Source organism: Streptomyces sp. NPDC052016 (assembly GCF_044548445.1).
Taxonomy (GTDB): Bacteria; Actinomycetota; Actinomycetes; order Streptomycetales; family Streptomycetaceae; genus Streptomyces.
In genome coordinates, this window is the sequence record NZ_JBIUBX010000018.1 from 59,087 (window position 1) to 81,509 (window position 22,423).

Here is a 22,423-nt window from a genome sequence, read left to right on the forward strand (position 1 = left end):
AGACTAACGGCGGAGAGCCTTCGGTTTGCCTGCGTCCACAGGCTGTGTGGAGTCCAGGTGCGCCCAGACGATCAGCCGGTGACTGTGCCCCCACTCGGGTTCGCACGTGGTCAGCGTCAGATAGCGTCCGGGACGCGTATACCCCGACTTACGTGGCACGGCGTCGATCACCTCGACGTCCGTCGGAACTGTTCTGTAGGGCCCTTGGTCGATGCGGTAGGTGAACCAGGTCGTCCCGTCCGTCAGCACCACCGCGTCACCCCGCCTGAGCTGGGGAAAGTCCTTGAAGGGGTCGCCGTAGGTGCGGCGGTGTCCGGCGACGGCGAAGTTGCCGGTCTCCCCGAGCCGCGCGGTTTCCGCGTAGTGGCCGAGCCCCTTCTTCAATGTGCCGGTGGCGGTTCCTTCCAGCACGGGCTTGTTCCACGTGAAACCAAGCCGCGGAATGTACATGATCGCGAAGGGCTTACCGCTCTTGTACGAGGCCGGCGGTCCCGCGGCGGCACCCGGCGACGTGCCGGGCGCCTTTGTACCGGCCGCCGGCGCGGGCTGCTGCGCCCACTGGTCCCGGAGGCGGACGATCTGGTCGTCCATCACGCGGTCGGCCTTCACGCCCGTCCAGAACAGGACGTAGACGACGAAGAGCACGATCACGGTGCCGACGGTGATGCACAGCTCGCTGACGGTCCGGACGATCACGCGCACCGGCGGCTCCCGTAAGGCGGCTTCTCCGGCTACCCGGCTACTCCACTGGCTTCGCGTAGTGCAGATCCACTGTGCCCGAGTAACCCGGCAGAGTCACCGTGCCGTCCTCGGTGACTTTCCAGCCGAGCCCGTAGACGTTGACGTACACCATGTAGTTCTGGATCGCCGGTGAGTCCGCGAGCGCCTGCTGGAGCTTCTCCGGGTCGCCGACCGCCTGGATCTTGTACGGCGGGGAGTAGACACGGCCCTGCAGGATCAGGGTGTTGCCCACGCAGCGCACGGCACTGGTGGAGATCAGTCGCTGGTCCATGACCTTGATGCCCCGGGCGCCGCCCTGCCAGAGGGCGTTCACCACGGCCTGGAGGTCCTGCTGGTGGATGACCAGGTAGTCGGGCTGCGGCTCGGGATAGCCGGGGAGCTTGGCGGTGGCGTTCGGCGGGGCGTCGTTCAGCGTGACCGTGATCGCCTTGCCCTTGACCGCCTGGGTGCCGGCGTCCTTCTCCAGCTGGGCGAGCTTCTCGTCCTCGGCCTTCGTGCTGCCGTCGTCGGCTTCGGCCAGCGACTCCACGTCGTCACGCAGGGTCGCGTTGGACTCGTCCAGTTCCCCGTTCTTGCGGCTGCGTTCCTGGATCAGGTCGGACAGCTTGAGCAAGGACGCGTCGGTACGGATGTTGGTGCCCTTGGCGGTATTGAAACTGGTGAAGAAAATGAGGCCCGCGAGGGCGAACACTCCTACGGTGAGCACCCGCACCGGCCGGAAACGGTATCGCCGGGAGGGAGCGGAACCCGTTGAACCCGTCCCGGGGAAGTCGGCAGAATTGCTCAACGTACCCTTATCTCCTTCGGCGCCGTGGAAGCACTACGCTAACGGACGCCCGGGGGAGCACTCAGTGTCCCCTTGTACGCTGCCCCGAGCCCGACCCAGTTCCCTGCGCGGCCACGCAGCGCATCGACAGGAGAGACCCTCGTGCCGAAGTCACGTATCCGCAAGAAGGCCGACTACACGCCGCCGCCGACGAAGCAGGCGACCGCGATCAAGCTGAACAGCCGCGCCTGGGTCGCGCCGGTGATGCTGGCGATGTTCCTCATCGGCCTGGCCTGGATCGTCGTGTTCTACGTGACCGACGGGTCCCTGCCCATCGACCAACTCGGCAACTGGAACATCGTGGTCGGATTCGGCTTCATCGCCGCCGGCTTCGGCGTCTCCACACAGTGGAAGTAGCGGCCGGACCACCTCTGCCCAGGGGTATCCGCTGAGTTATCCACAGCCTCGGCAGATTTCCACACCCCGCCTGGGGAAAAGAAAGACGATCTGTGGATAACCCGTCGAGGGTTGACACCGGTACGACTGACACACCGGCTTCCACAAGACAGTTCGCCCCCTGCCTGACCTGCGCATATGCCGGGTCGAGGACAGGGGGCACAGCTGTTCCCGCACGCTGTGCACAAGATCGGGCACTCTGTGGAAACAGAGGCGCTCAGGTGAGCTGTCCGGTCCTCAGGAGGGTCATCACCAAGGCCGCCACGAGCATCAGTGCACACGCACCGAACTGCACGAGCGCGCGCCGCTCGCGCGGGGCGTGGACCATGCCGTAGCCGATGACGACACCGGCGACGAGACCGCCGATGTGGGCCTGCCAGGAGATGTTGAACCCCGGGCTGAAGGTGAAGATCAGGTTGATCACCAGCAGGGCGATGATCGGCCGCATGTCGTAGCGCATCCGGCGCATCAGGACGGCGGTGGCGCCGAAGAGACCGAAGACGGCTCCGGAGGCGCCGAGCGAGGGCTGGTTCGGGGCCGCGAGGAGGTACGTCAGGGCGCTGCCCGCGAGACCGGAGACGAAGTACAGGGCCAGGTAGCGGGCGCGGCCGAGGGCCTCTTCGAGAGGGCCGCCGAGCCACCACAGACTCATCATGTTGAAGAGGATGTGGATATAGCTGCCGTGCAGGAACATCGAGGTCAGCAGCCGGTACCACTGCCCCTCCGCGACGCCCTCGATGTCTCCGAGCAACGGGACGTAAGCACGTCCGATCAGGTCGAAGCTGTCGGTGAAGCGGTCGCCGACGGAGAGCTGGACCAGGAAGGCCGCGAGACAGAGGCCGATGAGGATCTTGGTCACCAGGCGCGGGTCGGCCGTCATGGTGCCGCCCGCGAGGGTGCGCGGCCGGGACGCCGACGGCGCGTGGCCCGTGCCGGAGCCGCTGCGGACGCAGTCCGGGCACTGGAAGCCGACGGAGGCGCTGACCATGCAGTCGGGGCAGATGGGGCGCTCGCAACGTGTGCAGCGCACGCCGGTCTCGCGGTCGGCGTGCCGGTAGCAGGCGGGCAGGCCGCTGTGGGTGTCGTCCTGGTGGCTGCCTGGCGCCTTGTCCATGGGGTCCCCCAACGTCGTCGTATGCAAGGCTTTGCCCCGCTCATCCATACGGACGAGCGGGGCAATTGGTTCCCGCGGGAACCGTCCGTCCCGCGGCCGACGCTGTCGGCCTGCCGGCGTTTTATCGCGCTGCCGGGGCCTCGCGGGCCTGCCGGCGCTTCGCGGGTCGGTCAGCGCTTCTCGACGACGACCGACTCGATGACGACGTCGTTGAGCGGGCGGTCCGTGCGCGGGTTGGTCTGGGTGGACGCGATGGTGTCGACGACCTTCTGGCTGGCCGCGTCGGTGACCTCACCGAAGATCGTGTGCTTGCGGTTCAGCCATGCCGTCGGGGAGACGGTGATGAAGAACTGCGAGCCGTTGGTGCCCGGGCCGGCGTTGGCCATGGCCAGCAGGTAGGGCTTGTCGAAGCGCAGATCCGGGTGGAACTCGTCCTCGAACTGGTAGCCGGGACCGCCGGTGCCGTTGCCCAGCGGGTCACCGCCCTGAATCATGAATCCGCTGATCACCCGGTGGAAGACCGTGCCGTCGTAGAGCTTCGCCGAGGACTTGGCGCCGGTGGAGGGGTTGGTCCACTCGCGCCCGCCGGTGGCGAGGTCGACGAAGTTCTTGACCGTCTTGGGGGCGTGGTCCGGGAAGAGCCGGACCTCGATGTCGCCGTGGTTGGTCTTCAGGGTGGCGTACAGCTGCTCGGCCACGATCTGCCTTCCGTTGTCTTCCTGTGACCCCACGATCCTCGCACGCCCGGGGCCGCACGTCGTCCGACGGCGTCGTCCCGCGCCGGAAGAGATCGCTTCGGGCACGGAAAGGAGCCCAAGTCGTCCGGGACGGAAGCGAGCCGAGCAGATCCGTGGCATTGTCGACGACAAGCTCCTGTTGCCCCGTATTCACCCCCTCTTGCATCCGATCACTACATCTCGGGACGTTCGGCACCCGTATGCCCGTCCGCGCATGCCCCGGCGGCCGCCAGGAGGCATGATCCGTAAAAGGGTGGAAAGTCGAAATACCGTACGCCACCGAGGAGGAGGAACCCGTGACCCGCATCGACAGCGTGCGCGCCGCGACCGGCTCGGCAAAGGACAGCGTGCTGCACGCCGCGGAAGTGGTGGCGCCTTACGCCGACACGGCCAAGGAAAGGGCCGCGCTCTATGCGCACGAGGCCCGCGTACGGCTCGCGCCCAAGGTGTCGCAGGCCGCCGGACAGGCCCGCGTCCAGTACGTCGCCCATGTCGCGCCCCGTCTGGAGCAGGCCCGGGCGCACGTCCCGCCGAAGGTCGACTACGCCGCTCACGAGGCGGCGCTCCGTACGCGCCTGGCCGCACGGCAGGCCGCCGAATACTCCCGGCCGAAGATCGAGCAGGCGATGGCCACGGCCGGGCCCTTGAAGGACGAGGCTGCCGCCCGTGGCGTCGCCGCGGTGGCCGCACTACGCGGCCAGGTGACGCCGAAGGAGATCCAGAAGCTGGTGCGCAAGCACCGGCGGCGGGCGAGGGCGGGCAAGTTCGCCAAGGCCCTGGCTGTGGTGGGTGTCGTCGGCGCCGGCGCTTTCGCGGCCTGGAAGTGGTGGGACAAGCAGGCCAACCCTGACTGGCTGGTCGAGCCGCCCGCCGCCACCGAGGTCCCCGCCGGAGGCGGTCTGACCTCCGTCGACGGCACCGGCGAGATGTCCGCCCTCGACCCCGAGGTGCAGGCCAAGGAAGCCGAGGAGGAAGCCTCGAACCGCGAGGACCGCAGCTGACGCCCGCATCACCAGGAAAGAGTGCCGCGCTGGCGGGATGACCGCGGCGCCGTTTCACGTGAAACACCCCTCCGACCTCGTTTCCCGAGGTCGGAGGGGTGTTTCCGCTGTGTGGAGCCTAGGGGAGTCGAACCCCTGACATCTGCCATGCAAAGACAGCGCTCTACCAACTGAGCTAAGGCCCCTCGAAAGAAGCGTCCGGCCGGAGGAACCTCATACCGGCGGGCGCCGCAGACCAGAGTACCGGGTCACCCCCCGGATCTCGCAAAAAGATTGGGGGTCCCCGCGGATGACCACTCTCCGTAAGATGCTCCGCGTGGTTCGCTACAGCGAACCGCGGTTTTCTGGGGAAGCGATGGGGAGACGCACATGGACGCCGCACAGCAGGAAGCCACCGCGAGAGCGCGGGAACTGCAGCGGAACTGGTACGGGGAGCCGCTGGGGGCGCTCTTTCGTAAGCTGATCGACGATCTTGGTCTCAACCAGGCTCGTCTCGCGGGGGTACTGGGACTGTCGGCGCCGATGCTGTCGCAGCTGATGAGCGGCCAGCGGGCGAAGATCGGCAACCCGGCGGTGGTGCAGCGGGTGCAGCTGTTGCAGGAGTTGGCCGCCCAGGTCGCCGACGGCAGCGTCAGCGCCGCCGAGGCGACCGAGCGCATGGACGAGATCAAGAGGTCGCAGGGGGGATCGGTGCTCAGCAACACCACGCAGACGACGAGTGGTTCGGGGGCACCCACGGTCAAGCGGGTGGTCCGCGAGATCCAGTCGCTGCTGCGCTCGGTGGCGGCCGCCGGTGACATCATCGACGCCGCCGACACCCTCGCCCCGACCCACCCGGAACTGGCAGAGTTCCTCCGGGTGTACGGCGCCGGCCGTACCTCCGACGCGGTCACGCACTACCAGTCCCACCAGAGCTGAACCCGCGGCCCGGTGACCGAAGGGGGTTCGGCGGCCGGGCCGACGGCAGGCAGGGGGCGTATCTCTCATCACGGGGGCATGGGGACGTATCGCTCATCTCGGGAGCCATGGGGGGGTCGTATCGCTCATCACGGGGGTAGCGAGGGGTAGCAGGGGGGAAACCGCAGGGGGAGGAGCGACGCACTGCCATGGGTGAGGTCTTCGCCGGACGGTACGAACTCGCCGATCCGATCGGCCGTGGAGGCGTCGGCGCCGTCTGGCGTGCCTGGGACCATCGGCGCCGTCGCTATGTGGCCGCGAAGGTGCTCCAGCAGCGCGACGCCCACGCCCTGCTGCGCTTCGTCCGTGAGCAGGCACTGCGGATCGATCATCCCCATGTCCTCGCCCCCGCCAGTTGGGCTGCCGACGACGACAAGGTCCTGTTCACCATGGACCTGGTCGCCGGCGGTTCGCTGGTCCATCTCGTGGGCGACTACGGCCCCCTGCCTCCCGCGTTCGTCTGCACGCTCCTCGACCAGCTCCTGTCCGGGCTCGCCGCGGTCCACGCGGAAGGCGTCGTGCACCGGGACATCAAGCCCGCCAACGTGCTGCTGGAGGCCACCGGGACGGCCCGGCCACGGTTGCGGCTGTCCGACTTCGGCATCGCGATGCGGCTGGGCGAACCACGCCTGACCGAGACCAACCTGGTGGTGGGAACGCCCGGTTACCTCGCCCCCGAGCAGATGATGGGCTCCGACCCCGACTTCCCGGCCGATCTGTTCGCCGTGGGCCTGGTCGCGCTGTATCTGCTGGAGGGCGCCAAACCCGACGCCAAGGCGCTCGTCCAGTACTTCGCGGAGCACGGAACTCCGGGCGCCCCGCAGGGCATTCCGGAGCCGTTGTGGCAGGTCGTGGCCGCGCTGCTGCAGCCGGACCCGGAGGCCCGTTTCCGCACGGCCACCGGGGCGCGCAAGGCACTGGCGGCAGCCGCCGAACTGCTGCCCGAGCCCGGTCCGGACGAGGAGCAGATCGAAATCTTCGACCAACTCGGGCCGCTTCCGGAGGGATTCGGCCCGGCGGGCCCGCTCAAACGCGCCCCGGGCATCACCGTGACCTCGTCGACGACCCCGCAGGCCTCCGAGCGGACGTTCCCGCCGCAGGGCACCGGCGAGGGGTCCCCCGCCGAGCCGGGCACGGACTCCGTCCCGGGACCGGTCGGCACGGGGTCCCTGGCCTCTGCGTCCCGGCTCTCCGGCCCCGGAACGGACACCGGCTCGGGCCAGGCCTCCTCACCGCCACGTCCCGAGCCGCGTCAGGGACAGGACCCCGTCGCGGGCGACCCGCGTCGGCCCGCACGGCCGGCGCCCCCGCCGCCGACCCCGACCCACGCGCCGGCCGCCTCCGCCCCTTCCATGTCGGACACCGGCAGTTTCCCCCTGCCACCGCCCCGGCCCGGCCACGCTCCCGCCCCCACGACGGCTCCCACGCCCCCTCCGCAACCCCTTGCGCAGCCCCACCCCGCAGCCGTCTCCCCGTACGAGCCCACCTACGCGCTCCGCTCCCACGAGCACCGAGCCGACTCCTCCACCGCCTCCTACACCGCTCAGGACCCGCAGGCGGCCCCATCCGCCGAGCCGCCGCTTTCCGCGCATCCCTATTCACCACAGCCGTTCTCACCGCAGCCGCCTCCACCGCAGCCCTCTCCACCGCGGCAGTCGTTCCCGGACACGGCCACCGGAAGGCCAAGGCCGGAGGCACCCCGCCGGGGGCACCGTCGCGTCCGTTCCCCGCACCGCCCCGGCCCACCCGCCAAGATCGCGCTCCCGCTCCTGGTGCTTGCGCTGGCCTGCTACGCCGTGGGGTTCTGGGCCTTGGCCCGGATCTGAGCTCAGGCCCGGCGCCGGGCCGTGACCGTCCACACGGCGAGCACCAGCAGCAGCGCGCTGCCGGTGCCGATGCCGCCCGCGGCGAGTGCCTTCATGGCGGTGCCGTCGCCCGCGCCGCCGCCCTCACCGACCGCTCCGGTGCCGCTCCCGGCGTCCTGCCGGTCCTGGGCGTCGGCGCCGAAGACACCGCGCGGCACGGACCGCCCCGCGTACCCAGGCCCGGGTTGTGCCGCTCCGTCGACCCGGACGCGCAGCTTCAGGCCGTAGGGCCCGTCCCCGAAACCATCGGCGACCCGGGCGGAGAGGTGCAGCACGAGGTAGTAGGAGCCGGCGAAGCGCAGGGTCCTGGCCGGGACGGTGGGGGCGTACCGGTTGGCGTGGCGGACCGGCGGCAGCGGGGCCAGTGAGGTCGACGTCTGTCTGCCGCCGTAACCGATGCTCGTCTCGACGACCTCGGCACGCACCGGATTGTGGAGGGTCATGTCGAGCGCTGGCACCACGAATCCGGTGTCCTTGTCGGCGCTGTCCAGGTCGGCGGTGGCGTAGAGCTGCTGGCCCCAGCCGACGGGCACCTTGTAGAAGAGGGTCTGGCCGGGGCTGATGTCGTCGCGCCAGACGCCCTGCCCGAGAGCGGTCGCCCCGGCGAAGCCGGAACCGCCCCGCCGGCGTACGGGCTCGGCGACGGGCGGCGCGGGGGTGGCGGAGTTCCACGCCTCGGGCACGCTCGTGGCGCCGGCCTTCTCCAGGGGCGGCTCGGAGACGGGCACGAGCTCCAGCTCCCAGGGCTGCCGGGAATCGGCGCCGGTGCCGGTGTCGGTGCGCTCGACGACGACGTAGTACGTGCCGGCCTCCTGGCACAGCCTCTTGCCGGGCTGGACCTCACGGGCGCCCCAGGTGGTGATCGGACGGGGAGTGCGGGACGCCCCGACGGTCACGGACTCGTGGGAGCACCCGATGCCGTCGGCGTTCTGCACCGAGACCCTGATTCCGTCGCCGCTCTCGAGCGTGGCGTCGGGGCGAGGGACGGCCGTGACAGAGACGTACGCGGTCGAGACGGCGTCGAGTTCCAGGCGGTAGTAGGCCTTGCCCTCGGCCGTGTACGAGCTCCGGTACGTCGTACCGGGTTCGAGGCGTACGGCGTCACCGGTGCCCGTCGCGGCCGGGACGCTCCGGGCGTCGTCGGCGAAGCCGTAGGAGGGAACGGCGGCCACGGCGACGGCGCCCGGAAGCGTCGCCGACGACAGGCAGACCACCGCGGCCACCGCGACGACCCGTACGGCGGCCCGCATGACGGCCCCGACCGCGCCGGGTCTGCAGGCGGCGCCACGCCGCTCGAGGCCCTGCGGCTCACGGCCCTTTCGCTCGCAGCCCTGCAGCGCGACGGCGCTCCGTTCGGCGGTGACCCGCCCGACGGCGATCCGCTCGACGGTGATGCGCTCGACGGCCCTCCACCACGCACGCCGGCCCATCGCACGCCCCCTCGTCGTCGCCGGCAACCGGTCCTGCCCGGACCTGACCGTGGGCCATCCTGCCCCGTCGGTCCGCGCACCACCCCCGTGTTCCGTACGAGCGTCCGAAATGCCCCCTCCGGTCAGCCACGGTCCTACGCGGTCTCGGTCAGGCGTGGTCTCGGAGAGGCGTGGTCTCCGTCAGGCGTGGTCTCGGACAGGCGTGGTCTCCGTCAGGCGTGGTCTCCGTCAGGGCCCACCTCCTGGATGCCGCCGGGACGACGTGTACTCGGGGCGGCGCCTACCCCGGGGTGGTGCTGGGCGCAACACAAGACCCCGGCCGCGAAGGGCGGCCGGGGTCTGTTCGGTTTCGGGTGTCTGTACTCACGAACCCGTGGGCACGGAGTCGGTCGCCTCCGTCCACAGATCCTGCTCGGCGCGATCCGCCTGGATCTGGCGGTACACGAGGAGCCCGCCGATGGCGGCCAGTGCGACCAGGAGAAGCTTCTTCACCGCGCGACCTCGTCTTTCCTTGACGTAGGGGACCTCTGGCGCCCGACTATACACACCGATCGATATCGATCGGTGACCTGCGTCGGCCGCTCAACTTCCGCCCTCGGCGGCGCAGAAGCGGTGCGGAACGCGTCGCGGCGGAGGCGGATCACACCCTCCGATCGGAGCGTGATCACTTCTCCACGGAGAGCGATTTCGGCCCCATCAGTCCCCTCTCCAGCACTTTTCTCTCCTTATGCGCCCATCCGAGTGGTGTTCATCCGAACATCGCCGCGCCACGAGCGTCGGTCCACCACTTCTCCGCCCCCATACACATCATGAGGAAAGTGCGCAAATCGCCCAACCCGAAAGTGAGGGACATGGCCGAGAACCGGGTCATGAAGCTGTGGACCGCCATCATCACCGCCTTCCTCGCCCTCTGCACCGCGCTCGGATTCGTCACGACGACCGCCTCGACGGCGGTAGCGCAGACCGAGCCGGCACGCAACAGCGACAAGAGCGGCAACACCGTTCACCCGCCCACGCCGGCGGCGTCCCCCTGGTCCTGGTTCCATGCGCGGTCCCTGCCCCCCACGATGAAACAGCGCATCCGTGCGGAGGCACACGGCAAATCCCCCAGCTGCCGCACCCGCCCCCTCCCGGAAACGGATCCGGTGGACGCGGCCGACCTCCTCCCGAGGCCCTGCGACCCCGAGGCGGTCCCGGAGGAATCCACGAGGCTGATCCCGCTCCAGCGCTGAGGGCCCGGCCCCCCACGTGCCTCCTCCCGCAACTCCGCATCACCTGCCCCTTCCGCCCCCGCATCCGAACCGACCGTGCGCCGCGCATTCCGCACCGCGCACGCGTACCGCGCACCGCGCACCAGCAACACGACGGCGACTTGCGTACAGCCTGTACAGCCCGCACGAAAGCAGGCCCGGCAGCTCCCCCAGGAGCCACCGGGCCTTCGTCGTGCGCGGAGCGGTCGAGCCGGGCGTCACACGAGGGTCGAGCGAGGCGTCCACCCACCGCTGACGCCGACACCGGCATGCAGCACCGACGCCTGCGCCTGCGCCGACGTCAGCACAGCGCACGCGCGCGGAGCAGGGCTCACGGGGTCCACCTCCGTACGCCCCTGCCGGGCGGGACCTGCTCGGCAGCCGTAGGCTGGGCCGCGGTCACCGGCTGGTCGGGGCCCTCCCGGCGGGCCGGATGCCGTAGGCCGTATGCGTGTGTCGGCGTGCCGGACGACAAATCGGTGAGCACCAGTGGCAAGGGCGTACGAAGTGAACGAGGAAGGCCCGGTCGAGGAGGGGCACGGCCGCGACACCGCCGTCCGGGGCCCCCGCACACCGGCCGTCCGTGACAACCTGCGGCACCAGTGGGAGAAGGACCGCGCCCGCGCCTCACGGGACGAACGGGCCGAGACCGGGGCGACGGAACGCGACACCGGCCTGGACACCGACGACCTCGTCTTCCACGCCCGGTACCGAGAGATCACGGCGTCCGAGGACCTCGCGGCCGCGTTCGGCGTCCCGGAAGGGACCCTGCTGCTGGAACGCGTCTACCGGACCGGCCGCGCGGGCGCGCAGGTCCCGCTCAGCCTCGTGACCTCCTACCTCGTCCGCGACATGGTCGCGTCGAACCCGGACCTGCTGGACGAGGCGAAGGAGCCGTGGCCGGGCGGCACCCAGAACCAGCTCTACACCGTGGGCATCGAGGTGGACCGCGTGGAGGAACGCGTCACCGCCCGTCCGCCGACGCCCGGGGAGGCCCGGGAGCTGGACCTGCCGGCCGGCGTGTCGGTGCTCCTGCTCCGCAAGACGTACCGCGACGTCCACGACCGCGTCGTGAACGTCTCCGACGTCACCATGCCCGCAGACCGCACGGAACTGCTCTTCGTCACCCGCCTGGAGAGGTGGTGAACGGGGTGAGCGCGTCGGACCCGGTACGCGTGCTGGATGCGAAGGTGGATGCGACGGTGGATGCGGCGAGTGCCGCCGCGAGCAGGCGCATCGACGTCGTCACCGCCGTGCACGCCCCCTCGGCCCCGTACCTGCCGGAGGCCTACACGTCGCTGTGCGCCCAGGAGTTGCCCGACGGCTGGGAGTGGCACTGGGTGATCCAGGAGGACGGCACGACGGACGGTGTCGCCCCGCACGTCCCCGACGACACGCGCGTGACCTTCCGTCAGGGACGCCGGGGCGGTCCGGGAGTCGCCCGCACCATGGCGCTCGCGTACGCCGACGGCACGTACGTGAAGGTCCTGGACGCGGACGACCGGCTCACCCCCGGGGCCCTGGCCCGCGACCTGGCCGTCCTCGAGGGCGACCCGACGATCGGGTGGGCCACGTCGAGTGTCCTGGACTCCCTGCCGGACGGGTCGACGGTCGGATTCCCGGACCCGCCGGGCGGGCCGATCGAGCGCGGCGACGTGCTGGAGCACTGGAAGGCGCACGACTTCCTGGCACAGGTGCACCCGGCGACGCTCTTCGTCCGGAGGGACCTCCTGCTGGCTCTGGGCGGGTGGATGGCGCTGCCCGCCTCGGAGGACACCGGGCTGCTGCTCGCACTCGACGCGGTGAGCCGCGGATGGTTCACGCCTGAGGTGGGACTCCTCTACCGCAAGTGGGACGGGCAGGCCACAGGGCAGCCGGCGCACCTGGACCCGGCCGAACGCGACGCCCGCATGGCCGTCGTCGAGGCGCGGGCCAGGGCGCTGGCGTCCTTCCGGTGGCATCGCTCCTGAGCGCGCGGAACGGCCCTAGCTGATGACGATGGCCTGGGAGGGGCACCTCTCGGCCGCCTCCCGCACCAGGGGATCGTCGCCCGCGTCCTCGCGCCCCGGAACGACCGCTCCGAACCCGTCGACCTCGGTGAAGACGGACGGCACCCGGTAGACGCAGTCGCCGGATCCGTAGCAGCGCTCGGGGTCCACGGAGATCTTCATGTGCCCTCCACTCGGATGCGAACCGACAGGCCGTCAGGACGTGCCTGCCCTCCGAGCGGCTCGCCCAACCGGCCCGCGCATCACCTCGCGTACCGGTGGACCGGGCGCCTAACGTCCGGTGCCGGCGGCGGCCATCCAGTGGGCGACCCTGCGCAGCGTGGCCTCGTCCAGCCGGTCCACGAGGGTCTGGACGGCCGTCACGTCGTCCGGTGCGAGGTCGTAGAGGCCGGCCTTGCTCAGGCCGGCCATGAGCACCTGGTGCCGGCGGTCGTGCATCCGCTCGGCGAGTCTGGTCGGTTCCGGGGCGGCGGGCGAAGCCGGAGGGGGAGGTTCCGCCGGGCCGGTGACGGTGACGGACGCGTCGAAGCGATGCCAGGCGCCGTCCCGCGGGCCCCAGAGGGCGACGGTCACCTCGTCCCCTCGCGCCCGCATGACCTGGGCCATCTCACCGATCGCGTACAGCACCGGCGACCGGTCGGGCGATTCGGCGCCCAGCCGCCAGGCGCCCGACGACGGTTCACGGAACATCGCCACCCAGCGGGGCATCCCCGGTGGTTGCGGGCTCTGGGAACGGGTCTCCATGGCGATCACCCCTTCTGAAGCGACGCGGCAGAGGGACCGTAACTGACGGTTCGTCAGATATCCAGAGCCGGGATGCCGGGGCGGAACACGTAGGCACGGGGAGCGGCAGCCGGGACGTCCAGGCGCAGGACGCCGGAACCGTACGCCCGTCAGAGCGCCGCCCTCCCACACGCCGCACCGTTCGGCACCGGTCCCTCCCCTCGTGCGGACCGCTGCCGAACGGTGCGGGCGGCTTCGGACCGTGCCGTTGCGGCATGGACCGAGGTAAGGCGGGAACCCGTGGGCGGAACGACCGCAGTCCGGGCGGGGGACTGCTGCACGGGTCCCTGCACGCTCATGCGACGGATGCGTCGCGACCGTCTGGACACTCCGGCGGAAGTTGGCCGGGAACTTGCGGCGCCATGAGCTGTCTCCAACCGCTGAGCTGGTGGCCTGTGCGGGCGACGCCCGGTGGATGCGCAACTGCGATGAAATCCTGCCAGTTCTGGCTCTCGTGGAGGAGGTTCCGGTGTCCAGTCACCGGCTTCGCCGCAGGTCAGCCGTATAAAGTGGGTTTTCCGGACCGGATGCCAGCTGCGGGGGAGTAAAGGGGTGGAGACCTTGAGTTCCGGCTCAGGGGCACGCACAGCCTTCGCGGAACGTCTCGCGCTGCTGTACAAGGAGGCCGGCAATCCTCCGCTCAAGCGCGTGTCCGAGGCGGTCGCCCGCCTCCAGCGGGTGGACGAACGAGGGCGGCCCGTGCGGGTGTCCGCCCAGCGGATCAGTGACTGGCGGCGGGCGAGGAACGTACCCGCCCAGTTCACCGCCCTGGCCGCGGTGCTGCACGTCCTCGTCCCCGAAGCACGCCGCTTGCGGCCCGTGCCGGTGTCCACGGGTCTGTACGACCTGAGCCAGTGGCAGCGCCTGTGGGAGCGCGCGGTCGCGGACCCGGTCGGTGACGGCCCCGACAGGGCCGAGGAGGAGAAGCCGCCGGGCGATCCCCCGCCCGTACCGGGCGGCGTCTGCCCGTACCGGGGCCTCGCGTCGTACCGCCAGGAGGACGCCCGGTGGTTCTTCGGGCGGGAGCGCAGCACGGGGGCCCTCGCCGCCCAGCTCCACGCGGCGGAGGAGACGGGGGGCCTGGTGATGCTGGTGGGCGCCTCGGGGGCGGGCAAGTCCTCCCTGCTGAGCGCCGGGTTGGTGCCCGCCCTGCGGAACGGTCCACCGGGCGACGAGGACGGCCGGAGCCGGAAAGTCCTCCAACTCGTCCCGGGAGCCGATCCCCTCGCGGAAATGACGTGCTCCGTCCCCGAACTCGCCCAGGTCGTCGCCCGGCACACCCAGGACCCGGAAGCGAGCGAGCCCGGCACACCGCACTTCGCACAGGCGGTACGGGACGCCTTCACCGCGTGGGCGCGCCGCCCCGAGCCCTCCGCGCCCCCTTCCTCCTCCGCGCTCCCTTCCCCCGCGCCCCCTTCGTCCTCCGCCTCCTCCGCGCCCCCTTCTTCCTCCTCCGCGCCCCCCACCGCCTCCGCCTGCTCCGGCCGCCCCGTGGTCATCGTCGACCAGTTCGAGGAGACCTTCACCCTCTGCCCCGACGAGACGACCCGGCGCACCTTCGTCCAGCTCCTGCACGCCGCCTCCACGCCCGGCGAGAGGGGCGCACCGGCCCCCGTCCTCGTCATCCTCGGCATCCGCGCCGACTTCTACGAACAGTGCCTCGGCTACCCCGAGCTGGCCGACGCGCTGCAGCACCGGCACATGGTGCTCGGCCCGCTGACCTCCACGGAACTGCGCGAAGCCGTCACCGGCCCCGCCAAGGCCGTCGGGCTGGAACTCGAACCGGGCCTCGCCGAGCTGATCGTCCGCGAGGTCAGCGCCGACGGCCCCCGCGGCGCCCACGACGCGGGGGTGCTGCCGCTGCTGTCCCACGCCCTGCTCGCCACCTGGCAGCGACGGAAGGCCGGCAGGCTGACGCTGGCCGGCTACCGGGCGGCCGGCGGCATCCAGGGAGCGGTCGCGGCGACCGCCGAGCGCGCCTGGTCCGGCCTCGACCCGGCGGCACGTACGGCCGCGCGGCTGCTCCTGCTCCGGCTGGTCCGGCTGAGCGAGGACACCCAGGCCACCCGCCGGCGCGGGACCCGCCGCCAGCTCGCGGCGGAGTCGACGGACCCGGACAAGACCGAGGAGTCCCTCGAAGCGCTGGTGCGCGCCCGGCTGGTGACGCTCGACGCGGAGACGGTGGAGATCACCCACGAGGCGCTGCTGCACGCCTGGCCGCGGCTGCGCGACTGGATCGACGAGGACCGCAACGGCAACCTGCTGCGCCAGCGCCTGGAGGAGGACGGCAGGGCCTGGGAGGGCTCGCACCGCGACTCCTCGCTGCTGTACCGGGGGTCACGTCTGGAGCAGGCCCGGGCCTGGGCGAAGTCCGCCGGGAACACCGCGCTGACCCGCAGCGCGGTGGAGTTCCTGGCCGCTTCGGTGCGGCTGCGCAAGCGCACGGTGTGGATCGGCCGCGCCGCCGTGTCGGCCCTGGTCGTCCTCGCGGTCCTGGCCGTGGGCGCGGCGGTCGTCGCCTGGCAGCAGCGCAACGACGCCGTGTTCGAGCAGGTCGTCGCCGAGGCCGACCGGGTCCAGTACTCCGACCCCTCGCTGTCCGCCCAGCTCGACCTGGTGGCCCACCGTCTGCGGCCGCACGACGAGGGCACGCGCAACCGGCTGATCTCGATCGTCAACGCGCCGCTGGCCACCCCGCTCCTCGGCCACACCGGCGCCGTCTACCTGACCTCGTTCAGCCCGGACGGACGGCTCCTGGCCACCGCCAGCTACGACCGGACCGTACGACTGTGGGACGTGAGCGACCCGAGCCGGCCCGAACCGCTGGGCAAGCCCCTCACGGGACACACGAGTTGGGTGAGCAGCGCCGTCTTCGGCCCGGACGGGCGCACCCTCGCCAGCGCGGGGGACGACGGCACGATCCGGATGTGGGACGTACGGGATCCCGGCCGCCCGAAGCCGCTCGGCACACCCCTGACCGGCCACAAGGGCACGATCTACCTGCTGGCCTTCAGCCCGGACGGGCGGACGCTGGCCTCCACGGGGGAGGACCGCACCGTCCGCCTGTGGGACATGGCGGCCCCGGGCAGGCCCAGGGCGCTCGGGGCCCTGACCGGCCACACCGCCGCCGTCCGCTCGGTGGCGTTCAGCCCCGACGGCCGCACCCTCGCCACCGGCGGCGACGACGACACGATCCGGCTGTGGAACGTCGCCGCCCCGGGCCGGCCGGAGCCACTGCGCACCCTGACCGGCCACACGGACCTGGTGCACTCCGTGGCCTTCAGCCCCGACGGCCGCACCCTCGCCAGCGGCGGCGCGGACGACACCATCCGCCTCTGGAACGTGTCCGACCCCCGCCGTGCCCGCCAGCTCGGCCCGCCGCTCACCGGGCACACGGCCCCGATCTGGTCGGTGGCCTTCAACCCGGACGGCACCATGCTCGCCGCGGCCAGCGCCGACAGCACGGCGAGCCTGTGGAACGTCAGCGACCCGGCGTACCCGTCCCAGGTCGGCGAGCCCCTGGCCGGCAGCAGCGGCGAGATGTACGCGCTCGGCTTCAGCCCCGACGGCAACACCCTCGCCACCGGCAGCGGTGACAGCAAGGTCCGCCTGTGGTCGATCCCGACGTCGGACATGATCGGCCGGAGCGGGGCGTTCCGTCCGGACGGGCGGGTGCTCGCCACCGCCGCGCGCGACGGCAGCGTCCGGCTGTGGAACGTGTCGCGCCCGGACCGGCCCGTGCTGCTCAACGATCCGTTCATGCCCGGGGACGGCGGCCAGCGCTCGCTGGTGTTCTCCCCCGACGGCCGCACCCTCGCGGTGCTCACGGGCAGCCGTACGGTCCACCTGTGGAACGTCACCGACCCGGCCCGGCCGGTCTCCCACGGCCCGCCCATCGTCCTGCGCACCCGGTTCATGGGCCCCGAAGCACTGGCGTTCAGCCCAGACGGCCGCACCCTCGCCACCGCCTACGACGACCGTACCCTCCAGCTCTGGAACATCGCCGACCCGTCCCGCCCGCTCCCCTACGGCGCCCCCCTCAAGGGCCACAAGGGCTACGTCAACGCCCTCACCTTCCTGCCGGACGGCCGGACGCTCGCCAGCGGCAGCGCGGACGGCACCATCCGCCTGTGGAAGGTGACCGACCCGCGCCGCGCCACCCCCCTCGGCACGCCCCTCAAGGGTCACCACGGCCCGGTCAACACCCTCGCGCTCAGCCCCGACGGCCACACCCTGGCCAGCGGCAGCGACGACGACACGGTCCGCCTCTGGAACCTCACCGACCCCTTGGCGGCCACCTCGCTGGACTCCCCCCTCACCGGCCACACCGAGGCCGTCGTGTCCCTGACGTTCAGCGAGGACGGCCGCACCCTGGCCAGCGGCGGCAACGACAACAGCGTCCGCCTGTGGAACGTCGCCGATCCCTCGGCCGCGGGCCCCATAGGCCAGTCGATGAGCCCCAACGCCAGGACCGGCGGCTTCCTGTCCTTCAGTCCCCAGAGCCACATGCTCGGGGTGTCCAGCGGCACGGACACCGTCCGGCTCTGGAACCTCGACGTCGACGAGGCCATCAGCCACATCTGCTCGACCACCCGGGGCGTCCTGACCCACGACAAGTGGAACGAGTACCTCCCCCGCCTCTCCTACGAGCCTCCCTGCGACGACTGACAGAGAAGTGATCCCGGTCACAACGCCTCACCAGCCCAGCAGTCCCCTCCCCCCGGCCAACCAGCCTTGTTAGCCTTGGCCATAGCCCGGTCGCTGGTGCATCCCCCGTCGCCAGCGACCGGGCCTTTTCATGCCCGCGCCCCTGCGGGCGCCGTGCGCGCAGCCTCCTTGTCGAGGCGCTCCCGCGCACCCGCCGCCCGCACAGAACTCCGCACACACGAAGCCCCCCGATCCATCCGGACCGGGGGTCTTCCTGCTCGTGGGACTGTGCTCGTGGGGCTGCCAGGCCCCCTAGTCCCACTTGTATCCGTCGCCGAAGTTGAGCGTGTGCTCGAGGACGTCTTCCATCGGATCGTCGATCTGCCCGGTGTTGATGAGCGCGACCACCGGGGCGTTGTGCGAATCCCTGTGGGTTTCGTCCGCGACGGCTGAGCCCGCGGCCACAGCGACGAGAGTCACCACAAAGGACAGGAGGGTCATCATCCTTTTCATGATCGGATCAACGAGACCGGCGATCACAGGATGCGGACCCGTCAACGACTCGCAGATGCCCACGCCACGCTCCGCCGGACCCAGTGGCACGCCCGAGGGCTACGCCTTGGCAGGTCACGGTGCCAGGCAACCCGTGGCGGGAGCTTCGGTGGGGACTCCGGGATGGGCCAGGTCCACGAGACCCGTGACGTCCTGGACGGCGCAGTCGACGGTCGCGACCGGGTCCGGCACGGCAACGGCCGGTGTCGCCAGACAACCGACGATCGTGACGGCCACCAGTGCAGTTGCTGCGATACGAGGCATGAACTTCCTCCAGAAGAACGACAGTCGTCCGCAGCCTGCCCTCATCGACATGTCCGGATCCGCTTTGTCACCCGATTAGGTGGGTGATCCGATTCCACGCCTCGCGCACCGGGCCGCCCCCGGGCTCGCCACACCCCGGCCGTAGACGTCGAAGACCCCCAGCCGGTATCGACTGGGGGTCTTCTCGCTGGTGGGGCTAACAGGATTTGAACCTGTGGCCTCATCCTTATCAGGGATGCGCTCTAACCAACTGAGCTATAGCCCCGCCGCGCTCTGCGGTGTGTGTCCCGCGCGCTGACTCCTGAAGATTAGCGCACGACCGGGGCAGTCCCAAAATCGATAGTCCGAGGACCGCCCCGAAGCGTTCGGCCGCAGGTCACTCGTCCTCGGCCAGCGTCAGCTCGATACCGCCAACGAAGCCCGCCGACAGGTTGTAGATGAAGGCGCCGAGGGTCGCGAGGGCCGTCGCGAGGACGACGTCGATGACCGCGATGATCGACGTGAACATCAGGACGTGGGGGAGGGACAGGAACGACTGGAGGTCGAAGCCGTTCGACTCGTTGGAGCCGGTCGCCTCCGAGATCGTGCCGCCGACCGTCGAGAAGACGCCCATCGCGTCCATGACCATCCACAGGACGGCGGCCGCGACGATCGTGCAGATGCCGAGCGCGATGGAGAGCAGGAAGCTGACCTTCATCACCGACCACGGGTCGGCCTTCGCCACGCGCAGCCGTGCCTTGCGCACGCGGGGCGTGGTGCGGGCGCCGGTGCGCGGCCGGCGTACCGCGCCGGACGGAGCCTGCGTCTGGTAGGCCTGCGGCGGGTGGTACGGCCCGGTGGGCTGCTGCGGCTGCCGCTCCCCGGGCAACGGGGACGCCTCCTGGTGGGCCTGCGGGCCTCGGGTGTCCGTCACGGTTCCCCCCTGGGATCCCCTCGATCCCTGTCCGTCGGGCGAGGACGAGTCGGCCGTCGATGCCTTGACGGCCTTGAGCTGGGTGGTGTGCGTGTCCACCGCCCGCCCGTCGACGCCGCGCGCATCGGTCGCGCGCGCGTCCCCCACCGGCGCGGCGGAGCCACGGCCGCCGCCGTCCGTCTCCTTACCGGCAGAAGGACCGGTAGAAGGACCGGCAGAGGTTCCGGCCGGCGTTCCGACCGAACCTGCGCCCGTGGCTCCGCTCACGATGACTCACTCCTCGTGCTACTCAGCCGAGGGCGCCTCACCCTCGTCCGTGCCGCTGGTCGCGGCGTCCTCGGCGGTCTCGTCGTCCACGGCGATGTCGCCGTCGACCTCCTCCGCCTCGCGCCCCGCCTCGGCGTTACGTGCGATGCCGACGACGGCATCGCGCTTGCCCAGGTTGATCAGTTGGACGCCCATGGTGTCACGGCCCGTCTCCCTGACCTCGTTGACTCGCGTACGAATCACACCGCCGCCCAGCGTGATGGCGAGGATCTCGTCGGTCTCCTCGACCACCAGCGCGCCGACGAGAGAACCACGGTCCTCCACGATCTTGGCGGCCTTGATGCCGAGGCCGCCGCGACCCTGGACGCGGTACTCGTCGACGGCGGTCCGCTTCGCGTACCCGCCGTCGGTGGCAGTGAACACGAACGTACCGGGTCGAACAACATTCATCGAGAGGAGCTCGTCGCCCTCGCGGAAACTCATGCCCTTCACGCCCGAGGTGGCGCGGCCCATCGGGCGCAGAGTGTCGTCGGAGGCGGTGAACCTGATCGACTGTGCCTTCTTGCTGATCAGAAGCAGATCATCGTCGGCCGAGACGAGTTCGGCACCGATCAATTCGTCGTCGGAACCGTCCTCCCGCTCCCGGAGGTTGATCGCGATCACGCCGCCGGAACGAGGCGAATCGTAATCCTTCAGCGGCGTCTTCTTGACCAAGCCGGCCTTGGTGGCCAGGACGAGGTACGGCGCCGCCTCGTAGTCGCGGATCGCGAGGATCTCGGCGATCGCCTCGTCCGGCTGGAAGGCCAGCAGGTTGGCGACGTGCTGGCCCCGCGCGTCGCGCCCGGCGTCGGGAAGTTCGTACGCCTTGGCCCGGTAGACGCGGCCCTTGTTGGTGAAGAACAGCAGCCAGTGGTGCGTGGTCGACACGAAGAAGTGGTCGACGATGTCGTCTTCCTTGAGCTTCGTGCCGCGCACACCCTTGCCCCCGCGCTTCTGGGCGCGGTAGTCGTCCGTCTTGGTGCGCTTGACGTAGCCGCCGCGCGTGACGGTGACGACGATGTCCTCCTCGGCGATCAGGTCCTCGATGGACATGTCACCGTCGTAGGGCACCAGCTTGGTCTTGCGGTCGTCGCCGTACTTCTCGACGAGCGCGGCGAGCTCCTCGCTGACGATGCCGCGCTGGCGGATCGGGGACGCGAGGATCTCGTTGTACTCGTTGATCTTCGCCTGGAGTTCGTCGTGCTCCTGGACGATCTTCTGGCGCTCCAGTGCGGCCAGGCGGCGCAGCTGCATCTCGAGGATGGCGTTGGCCTGGATCTCGTCGATCTCCAGGAGCTCCATCAGGCCCGTGCGCGCGACGTCGACGGTCTCACTGCGCCGGATCAGCGCGATGACCTCGTCGATGGCGTCCAGGGCCTTCAGCAGGCCGCGCAGGATGTGGGCGCGCTCCTCCGCCTTGCGGAGACGGAAACGCGTGCGGCGGACGATGACCTCGATCTGGTGCGTCACCCAGTGGCGGATGAACGCGTCCAGGGACAGCGTGCGCGGCACACCGTCGACCAGCGCCAGCATGTTGGCGCCGAAGTTGGTCTGCAGGTCGGTGTGCTTGTACAGGTTGTTGAGGACGACCTTGGCGACCGCGTCCCGCTTCAGGACGATGACCAGGCGCTGACCCGTACGGGACGACGTCTCGTCGCGGACGTCCGCGATACCGCCGATCCTGCCGTCCTTCACCAGGTCGGCGATCTTCTGCGCGAGGTTGTCCGGGTTGACCTGGTAGGGCAGTTCCGTGACCACCAGGCACTGGCGGTTCTGGATCTCCTCGACCTCGACGACCGCGCGCATGGTGATGGAGCCGCGGCCGGTGCGGTACGCCTCCTCGATGCCCTTGCGGCCGACGACCAGCGCGCCGGTCGGGAAGTCCGGGCCCTTGATGCGCTCGATGAGCGCGTCGAGCAGCTCCTCGTGCGAGGCCTCGGGGTTCTCCAGGTACCACTGGGCGCCGGAGGCGACCTCGCGCAGGTTGTGCGGCGGGATGTTGGTCGCCATGCCGACCGCGATACCGGCCGAGCCGTTGATCAGCAGGTTCGGGAAGCGGGCCGGCAGGACCGTCGGCTCCTGGGAACGGCCGTCGTAGTTGTCCGTGAAGTCGACGGTCTCCTCGTCGATGTCACGGACCATCTCCATCGACAGCGGCGCCAGCTTGCACTCGGTGTAGCGCATCGCCGCCGCCGGGTCGTTGCCCGGGGAGCCGAAGTTGCCGTTGGAGTCCACCAGCGGCATCCGCATCGACCACGGCTGGGCGAGGCGGACGAGCGCGTCGTAGATCGAACTGTCGCCGTGGGGGTGGTAGTTGCCCATGACGTCGCCGACCACGCGGGCGCACTTGTAGAAGCCGCGCTCGGGGCGGTAACCGCCGTCGTACATGGCGTACAGGACGCGGCGGTGGACGGGCTTGAGACCGTCACGGACGTCGGGCAGCGCACGGGACACGATGACGGACATCGCGTAGTCCAGGTACGAGCGCTGCATCTCCGTCTCGAGCCCGACGGGCTCGACGCGCATCGCGACCTCGCCGCCCTCTTCGGGGGTGACGGGGCCAGAGGGAATGTTCGGGGTCTCGTCGGCCATTGCTGGTGAAGATCCTTCCTGGTGCGGTCAGCTGAGACCG

General features: G+C 70.6%; 20 protein-coding genes and 2 tRNA genes. 8 read left to right on the forward strand and 14 right to left on the reverse strand.

Annotated elements, in window-relative coordinates:
• Window positions 1-3: 3 nt before the first annotated feature.
• Both ACIHAR_RS22820 and ACIHAR_RS22825 read right to left on the reverse strand, forming a co-directional pair.
• A complete protein-coding gene (locus ACIHAR_RS22820) occupies window positions 4-702 on the reverse strand; it encodes a class E sortase (protein ID WP_365462820.1) in 699 nt (232 codons plus the stop codon).
• Window positions 703-739: 37 nt separating this feature from the next.
• Window positions 740-1,528 carry a DUF881 domain-containing protein gene (locus ACIHAR_RS22825; protein WP_365462818.1) on the reverse strand — a complete coding sequence of 263 codons (789 nt, stop codon included), beginning with the start codon at window positions 1,526-1,528 and terminating at the stop codon, window positions 740-742.
• A 141-nt stretch (window positions 1,529-1,669) separates the two neighbouring features.
• Here ACIHAR_RS22825 and crgA point away from each other — a divergent pair, with 141 nt between their 5' ends.
• Complete coding sequence (crgA, locus tag ACIHAR_RS22830) at window positions 1,670-1,924, forward strand: cell division protein CrgA (RefSeq protein ID WP_365462815.1); 255 nt, start codon at window positions 1,670-1,672, stop codon at window positions 1,922-1,924.
• Between the two features lie 256 nt (window positions 1,925-2,180).
• Here crgA and ACIHAR_RS22835 read toward each other — a convergent pair whose 3' ends face one another.
• Together ACIHAR_RS22835 and ACIHAR_RS22840 are read right to left on the reverse strand one after the other, a co-directional pair.
• Window positions 2,181-3,077 (reverse strand): rhomboid family intramembrane serine protease, encoded by an 897-nt coding sequence (locus ACIHAR_RS22835; RefSeq protein ID WP_365462812.1) that lies wholly within the window; start codon window positions 3,075-3,077, stop codon window positions 2,181-2,183.
• Window positions 3,078-3,247: 170 nt separating this feature from the next.
• Window positions 3,248-3,775, reverse strand: coding sequence for a peptidylprolyl isomerase (locus ACIHAR_RS22840; RefSeq protein WP_365462809.1), 528 nt, complete (start codon window positions 3,773-3,775; stop codon window positions 3,248-3,250).
• A gap of 335 nt (window positions 3,776-4,110) precedes the next feature.
• Here ACIHAR_RS22840 and ACIHAR_RS22845 point away from each other — a divergent pair, with 335 nt between their 5' ends.
• The gene (locus ACIHAR_RS22845) at window positions 4,111-4,815 is read left to right on the forward strand and encodes a DUF5324 family protein (RefSeq protein ID WP_400021399.1); all 705 of its coding nucleotides are present in this window, start codon (window positions 4,111-4,113) and stop codon (window positions 4,813-4,815) included.
• Window positions 4,816-4,927: 112 nt separating this feature from the next.
• Here the strand turns inward: ACIHAR_RS22845 and ACIHAR_RS22850 are convergent.
• Window positions 4,928-5,000: transfer RNA gene (locus ACIHAR_RS22850), tRNA-Ala, on the reverse strand.
• A 184-nt stretch (window positions 5,001-5,184) separates the two neighbouring features.
• Between ACIHAR_RS22850 and ACIHAR_RS22855 the strand changes: the two genes are divergently transcribed.
• Window positions 5,185-5,733: a DNA-binding protein gene (locus ACIHAR_RS22855; RefSeq protein ID WP_189931494.1), complete on the forward strand. Its 549-nt coding sequence runs from the start codon at window positions 5,185-5,187 to the stop codon at window positions 5,731-5,733.
• Window positions 5,734-5,921: 188 nt separating this feature from the next.
• Window positions 5,922-7,598 (forward strand): protein kinase, encoded by a 1,677-nt coding sequence (locus ACIHAR_RS22860; protein ID WP_400021401.1) that lies wholly within the window; start codon window positions 5,922-5,924, stop codon window positions 7,596-7,598.
• Window positions 7,599-7,600: 2 nt separating this feature from the next.
• Here ACIHAR_RS22860 and ACIHAR_RS22865 read toward each other — a convergent pair whose 3' ends face one another.
• Window positions 7,601-9,067, reverse strand: coding sequence for a hypothetical protein (locus ACIHAR_RS22865; protein ID WP_400021403.1), 1,467 nt, complete (start codon window positions 9,065-9,067; stop codon window positions 7,601-7,603).
• Between the two features lie 363 nt (window positions 9,068-9,430).
• The gene (locus tag ACIHAR_RS22870; protein WP_003999697.1) at window positions 9,431-9,559 is read right to left on the reverse strand and encodes a DLW-39 family protein; all 129 of its coding nucleotides are present in this window, start codon (window positions 9,557-9,559) and stop codon (window positions 9,431-9,433) included.
• Window positions 9,560-9,918: 359 nt separating this feature from the next.
• On the opposite strand from ACIHAR_RS22870, the gene ACIHAR_RS22875 reads away from it, so the two are divergent.
• From ACIHAR_RS22875 to ACIHAR_RS22885, 3 genes are all read left to right on the forward strand, one after another.
• A complete protein-coding gene (locus tag ACIHAR_RS22875; RefSeq protein ID WP_365462797.1) occupies window positions 9,919-10,299 on the forward strand; it encodes a DUF6344 domain-containing protein in 381 nt (126 codons plus the stop codon).
• Window positions 10,300-10,824: 525 nt separating this feature from the next.
• Window positions 10,825-11,463 (forward strand): UTRA domain-containing protein, encoded by a 639-nt coding sequence (locus tag ACIHAR_RS22880; RefSeq protein WP_400021406.1) that lies wholly within the window; start codon window positions 10,825-10,827, stop codon window positions 11,461-11,463.
• 56 nt (window positions 11,464-11,519) lie between these two features.
• A complete protein-coding gene (locus tag ACIHAR_RS22885) occupies window positions 11,520-12,287 on the forward strand; it encodes a glycosyltransferase family 2 protein (RefSeq protein ID WP_400021540.1) in 768 nt (255 codons plus the stop codon).
• Between the two features lie 15 nt (window positions 12,288-12,302).
• Here ACIHAR_RS22885 and ACIHAR_RS22890 read toward each other — a convergent pair whose 3' ends face one another.
• Window positions 12,303-12,488: a ferredoxin gene (locus tag ACIHAR_RS22890; RefSeq protein ID WP_365462791.1), complete on the reverse strand. Its 186-nt coding sequence runs from the start codon at window positions 12,486-12,488 to the stop codon at window positions 12,303-12,305.
• Window positions 12,489-12,596: 108 nt separating this feature from the next.
• Window positions 12,597-13,070, reverse strand: a complete 474-nt coding sequence (locus ACIHAR_RS22895) for a hypothetical protein (RefSeq protein WP_400021409.1) — start codon at window positions 13,068-13,070, stop codon at window positions 12,597-12,599.
• A 591-nt stretch (window positions 13,071-13,661) separates the two neighbouring features.
• Here ACIHAR_RS22895 and ACIHAR_RS22900 point away from each other — a divergent pair.
• Window positions 13,662-17,777: a hypothetical protein gene (locus ACIHAR_RS22900; protein WP_400021411.1), complete on the forward strand. Its 4,116-nt coding sequence runs from the start codon at window positions 13,662-13,664 to the stop codon at window positions 17,775-17,777.
• Between the two features lie 291 nt (window positions 17,778-18,068).
• Here the strand turns inward: ACIHAR_RS22900 and ACIHAR_RS22905 are convergent, their stop codons facing one another.
• The 5 genes from ACIHAR_RS22905 to gyrA form a co-directional block, all read right to left on the reverse strand.
• Complete coding sequence (locus ACIHAR_RS22905) at window positions 18,069-18,260, reverse strand: hypothetical protein (protein ID WP_388751425.1); 192 nt, start codon at window positions 18,258-18,260, stop codon at window positions 18,069-18,071.
• A gap of 123 nt (window positions 18,261-18,383) precedes the next feature.
• The gene (locus tag ACIHAR_RS22910) at window positions 18,384-18,572 is read right to left on the reverse strand and encodes a hypothetical protein (protein ID WP_365469785.1); all 189 of its coding nucleotides are present in this window, start codon (window positions 18,570-18,572) and stop codon (window positions 18,384-18,386) included.
• Window positions 18,573-18,760: 188 nt separating this feature from the next.
• Window positions 18,761-18,837 (reverse strand) — tRNA-Ile (locus ACIHAR_RS22915).
• A gap of 111 nt (window positions 18,838-18,948) precedes the next feature.
• Window positions 18,949-19,752 carry a DUF3566 domain-containing protein gene (locus ACIHAR_RS22920; RefSeq protein ID WP_365469788.1) on the reverse strand — a complete coding sequence of 268 codons (804 nt, stop codon included), beginning with the start codon at window positions 19,750-19,752 and terminating at the stop codon, window positions 18,949-18,951.
• Window positions 19,753-19,770: 18 nt separating this feature from the next.
• Window positions 19,771-22,383 carry a DNA gyrase subunit A gene (gene gyrA, locus ACIHAR_RS22925; RefSeq protein ID WP_365469790.1) on the reverse strand — a complete coding sequence of 871 codons (2,613 nt, stop codon included), beginning with the start codon at window positions 22,381-22,383 and terminating at the stop codon, window positions 19,771-19,773.
• Between the last annotated feature and the right edge of the window lie 40 nt (window positions 22,384-22,423).

Excerpts from the sequence above, each read along its gene's own strand:
- ACIHAR_RS22865 (WP_400021403.1), bottom strand. The coding sequence starts at position 9,067 with ATGGGCCGGCGTGCGTGGTGGAGGGCCGTCGAGCGCATCACCGTCGAG.
- ACIHAR_RS22910 (WP_365469785.1), bottom strand. The coding sequence starts at position 18,572 with ATGCCTCGTATCGCAGCAACTGCACTGGTGGCCGTCACGATCGTCGGT.
- ACIHAR_RS22895 (WP_400021409.1), bottom strand. The coding sequence starts at position 13,070 with ATGGAGACCCGTTCCCAGAGCCCGCAACCACCGGGGATGCCCCGCTGG.
- ACIHAR_RS22890 (WP_365462791.1), bottom strand. The coding sequence starts at position 12,488 with ATGAAGATCTCCGTGGACCCCGAGCGCTGCTACGGATCCGGCGACTGC.
- ACIHAR_RS22835 (WP_365462812.1), bottom strand. The coding sequence starts at position 3,077 with ATGGACAAGGCGCCAGGCAGCCACCAGGACGACACCCACAGCGGCCTG.
- ACIHAR_RS22860 (WP_400021401.1), top strand. The coding sequence starts at position 5,922 with ATGGGTGAGGTCTTCGCCGGACGGTACGAACTCGCCGATCCGATCGGC.
- ACIHAR_RS22905 (WP_388751425.1), bottom strand. The coding sequence starts at position 18,260 with ATGATGACCCTCCTGTCCTTTGTGGTGACTCTCGTCGCTGTGGCCGCG.
- ACIHAR_RS22875 (WP_365462797.1), top strand. The coding sequence starts at position 9,919 with ATGGCCGAGAACCGGGTCATGAAGCTGTGGACCGCCATCATCACCGCC.
- ACIHAR_RS22855 (WP_189931494.1), top strand. The coding sequence starts at position 5,185 with ATGGACGCCGCACAGCAGGAAGCCACCGCGAGAGCGCGGGAACTGCAG.
- gyrA (WP_365469790.1), bottom strand. The coding sequence starts at position 22,383 with ATGGCCGACGAGACCCCGAACATTCCCTCTGGCCCCGTCACCCCCGAA.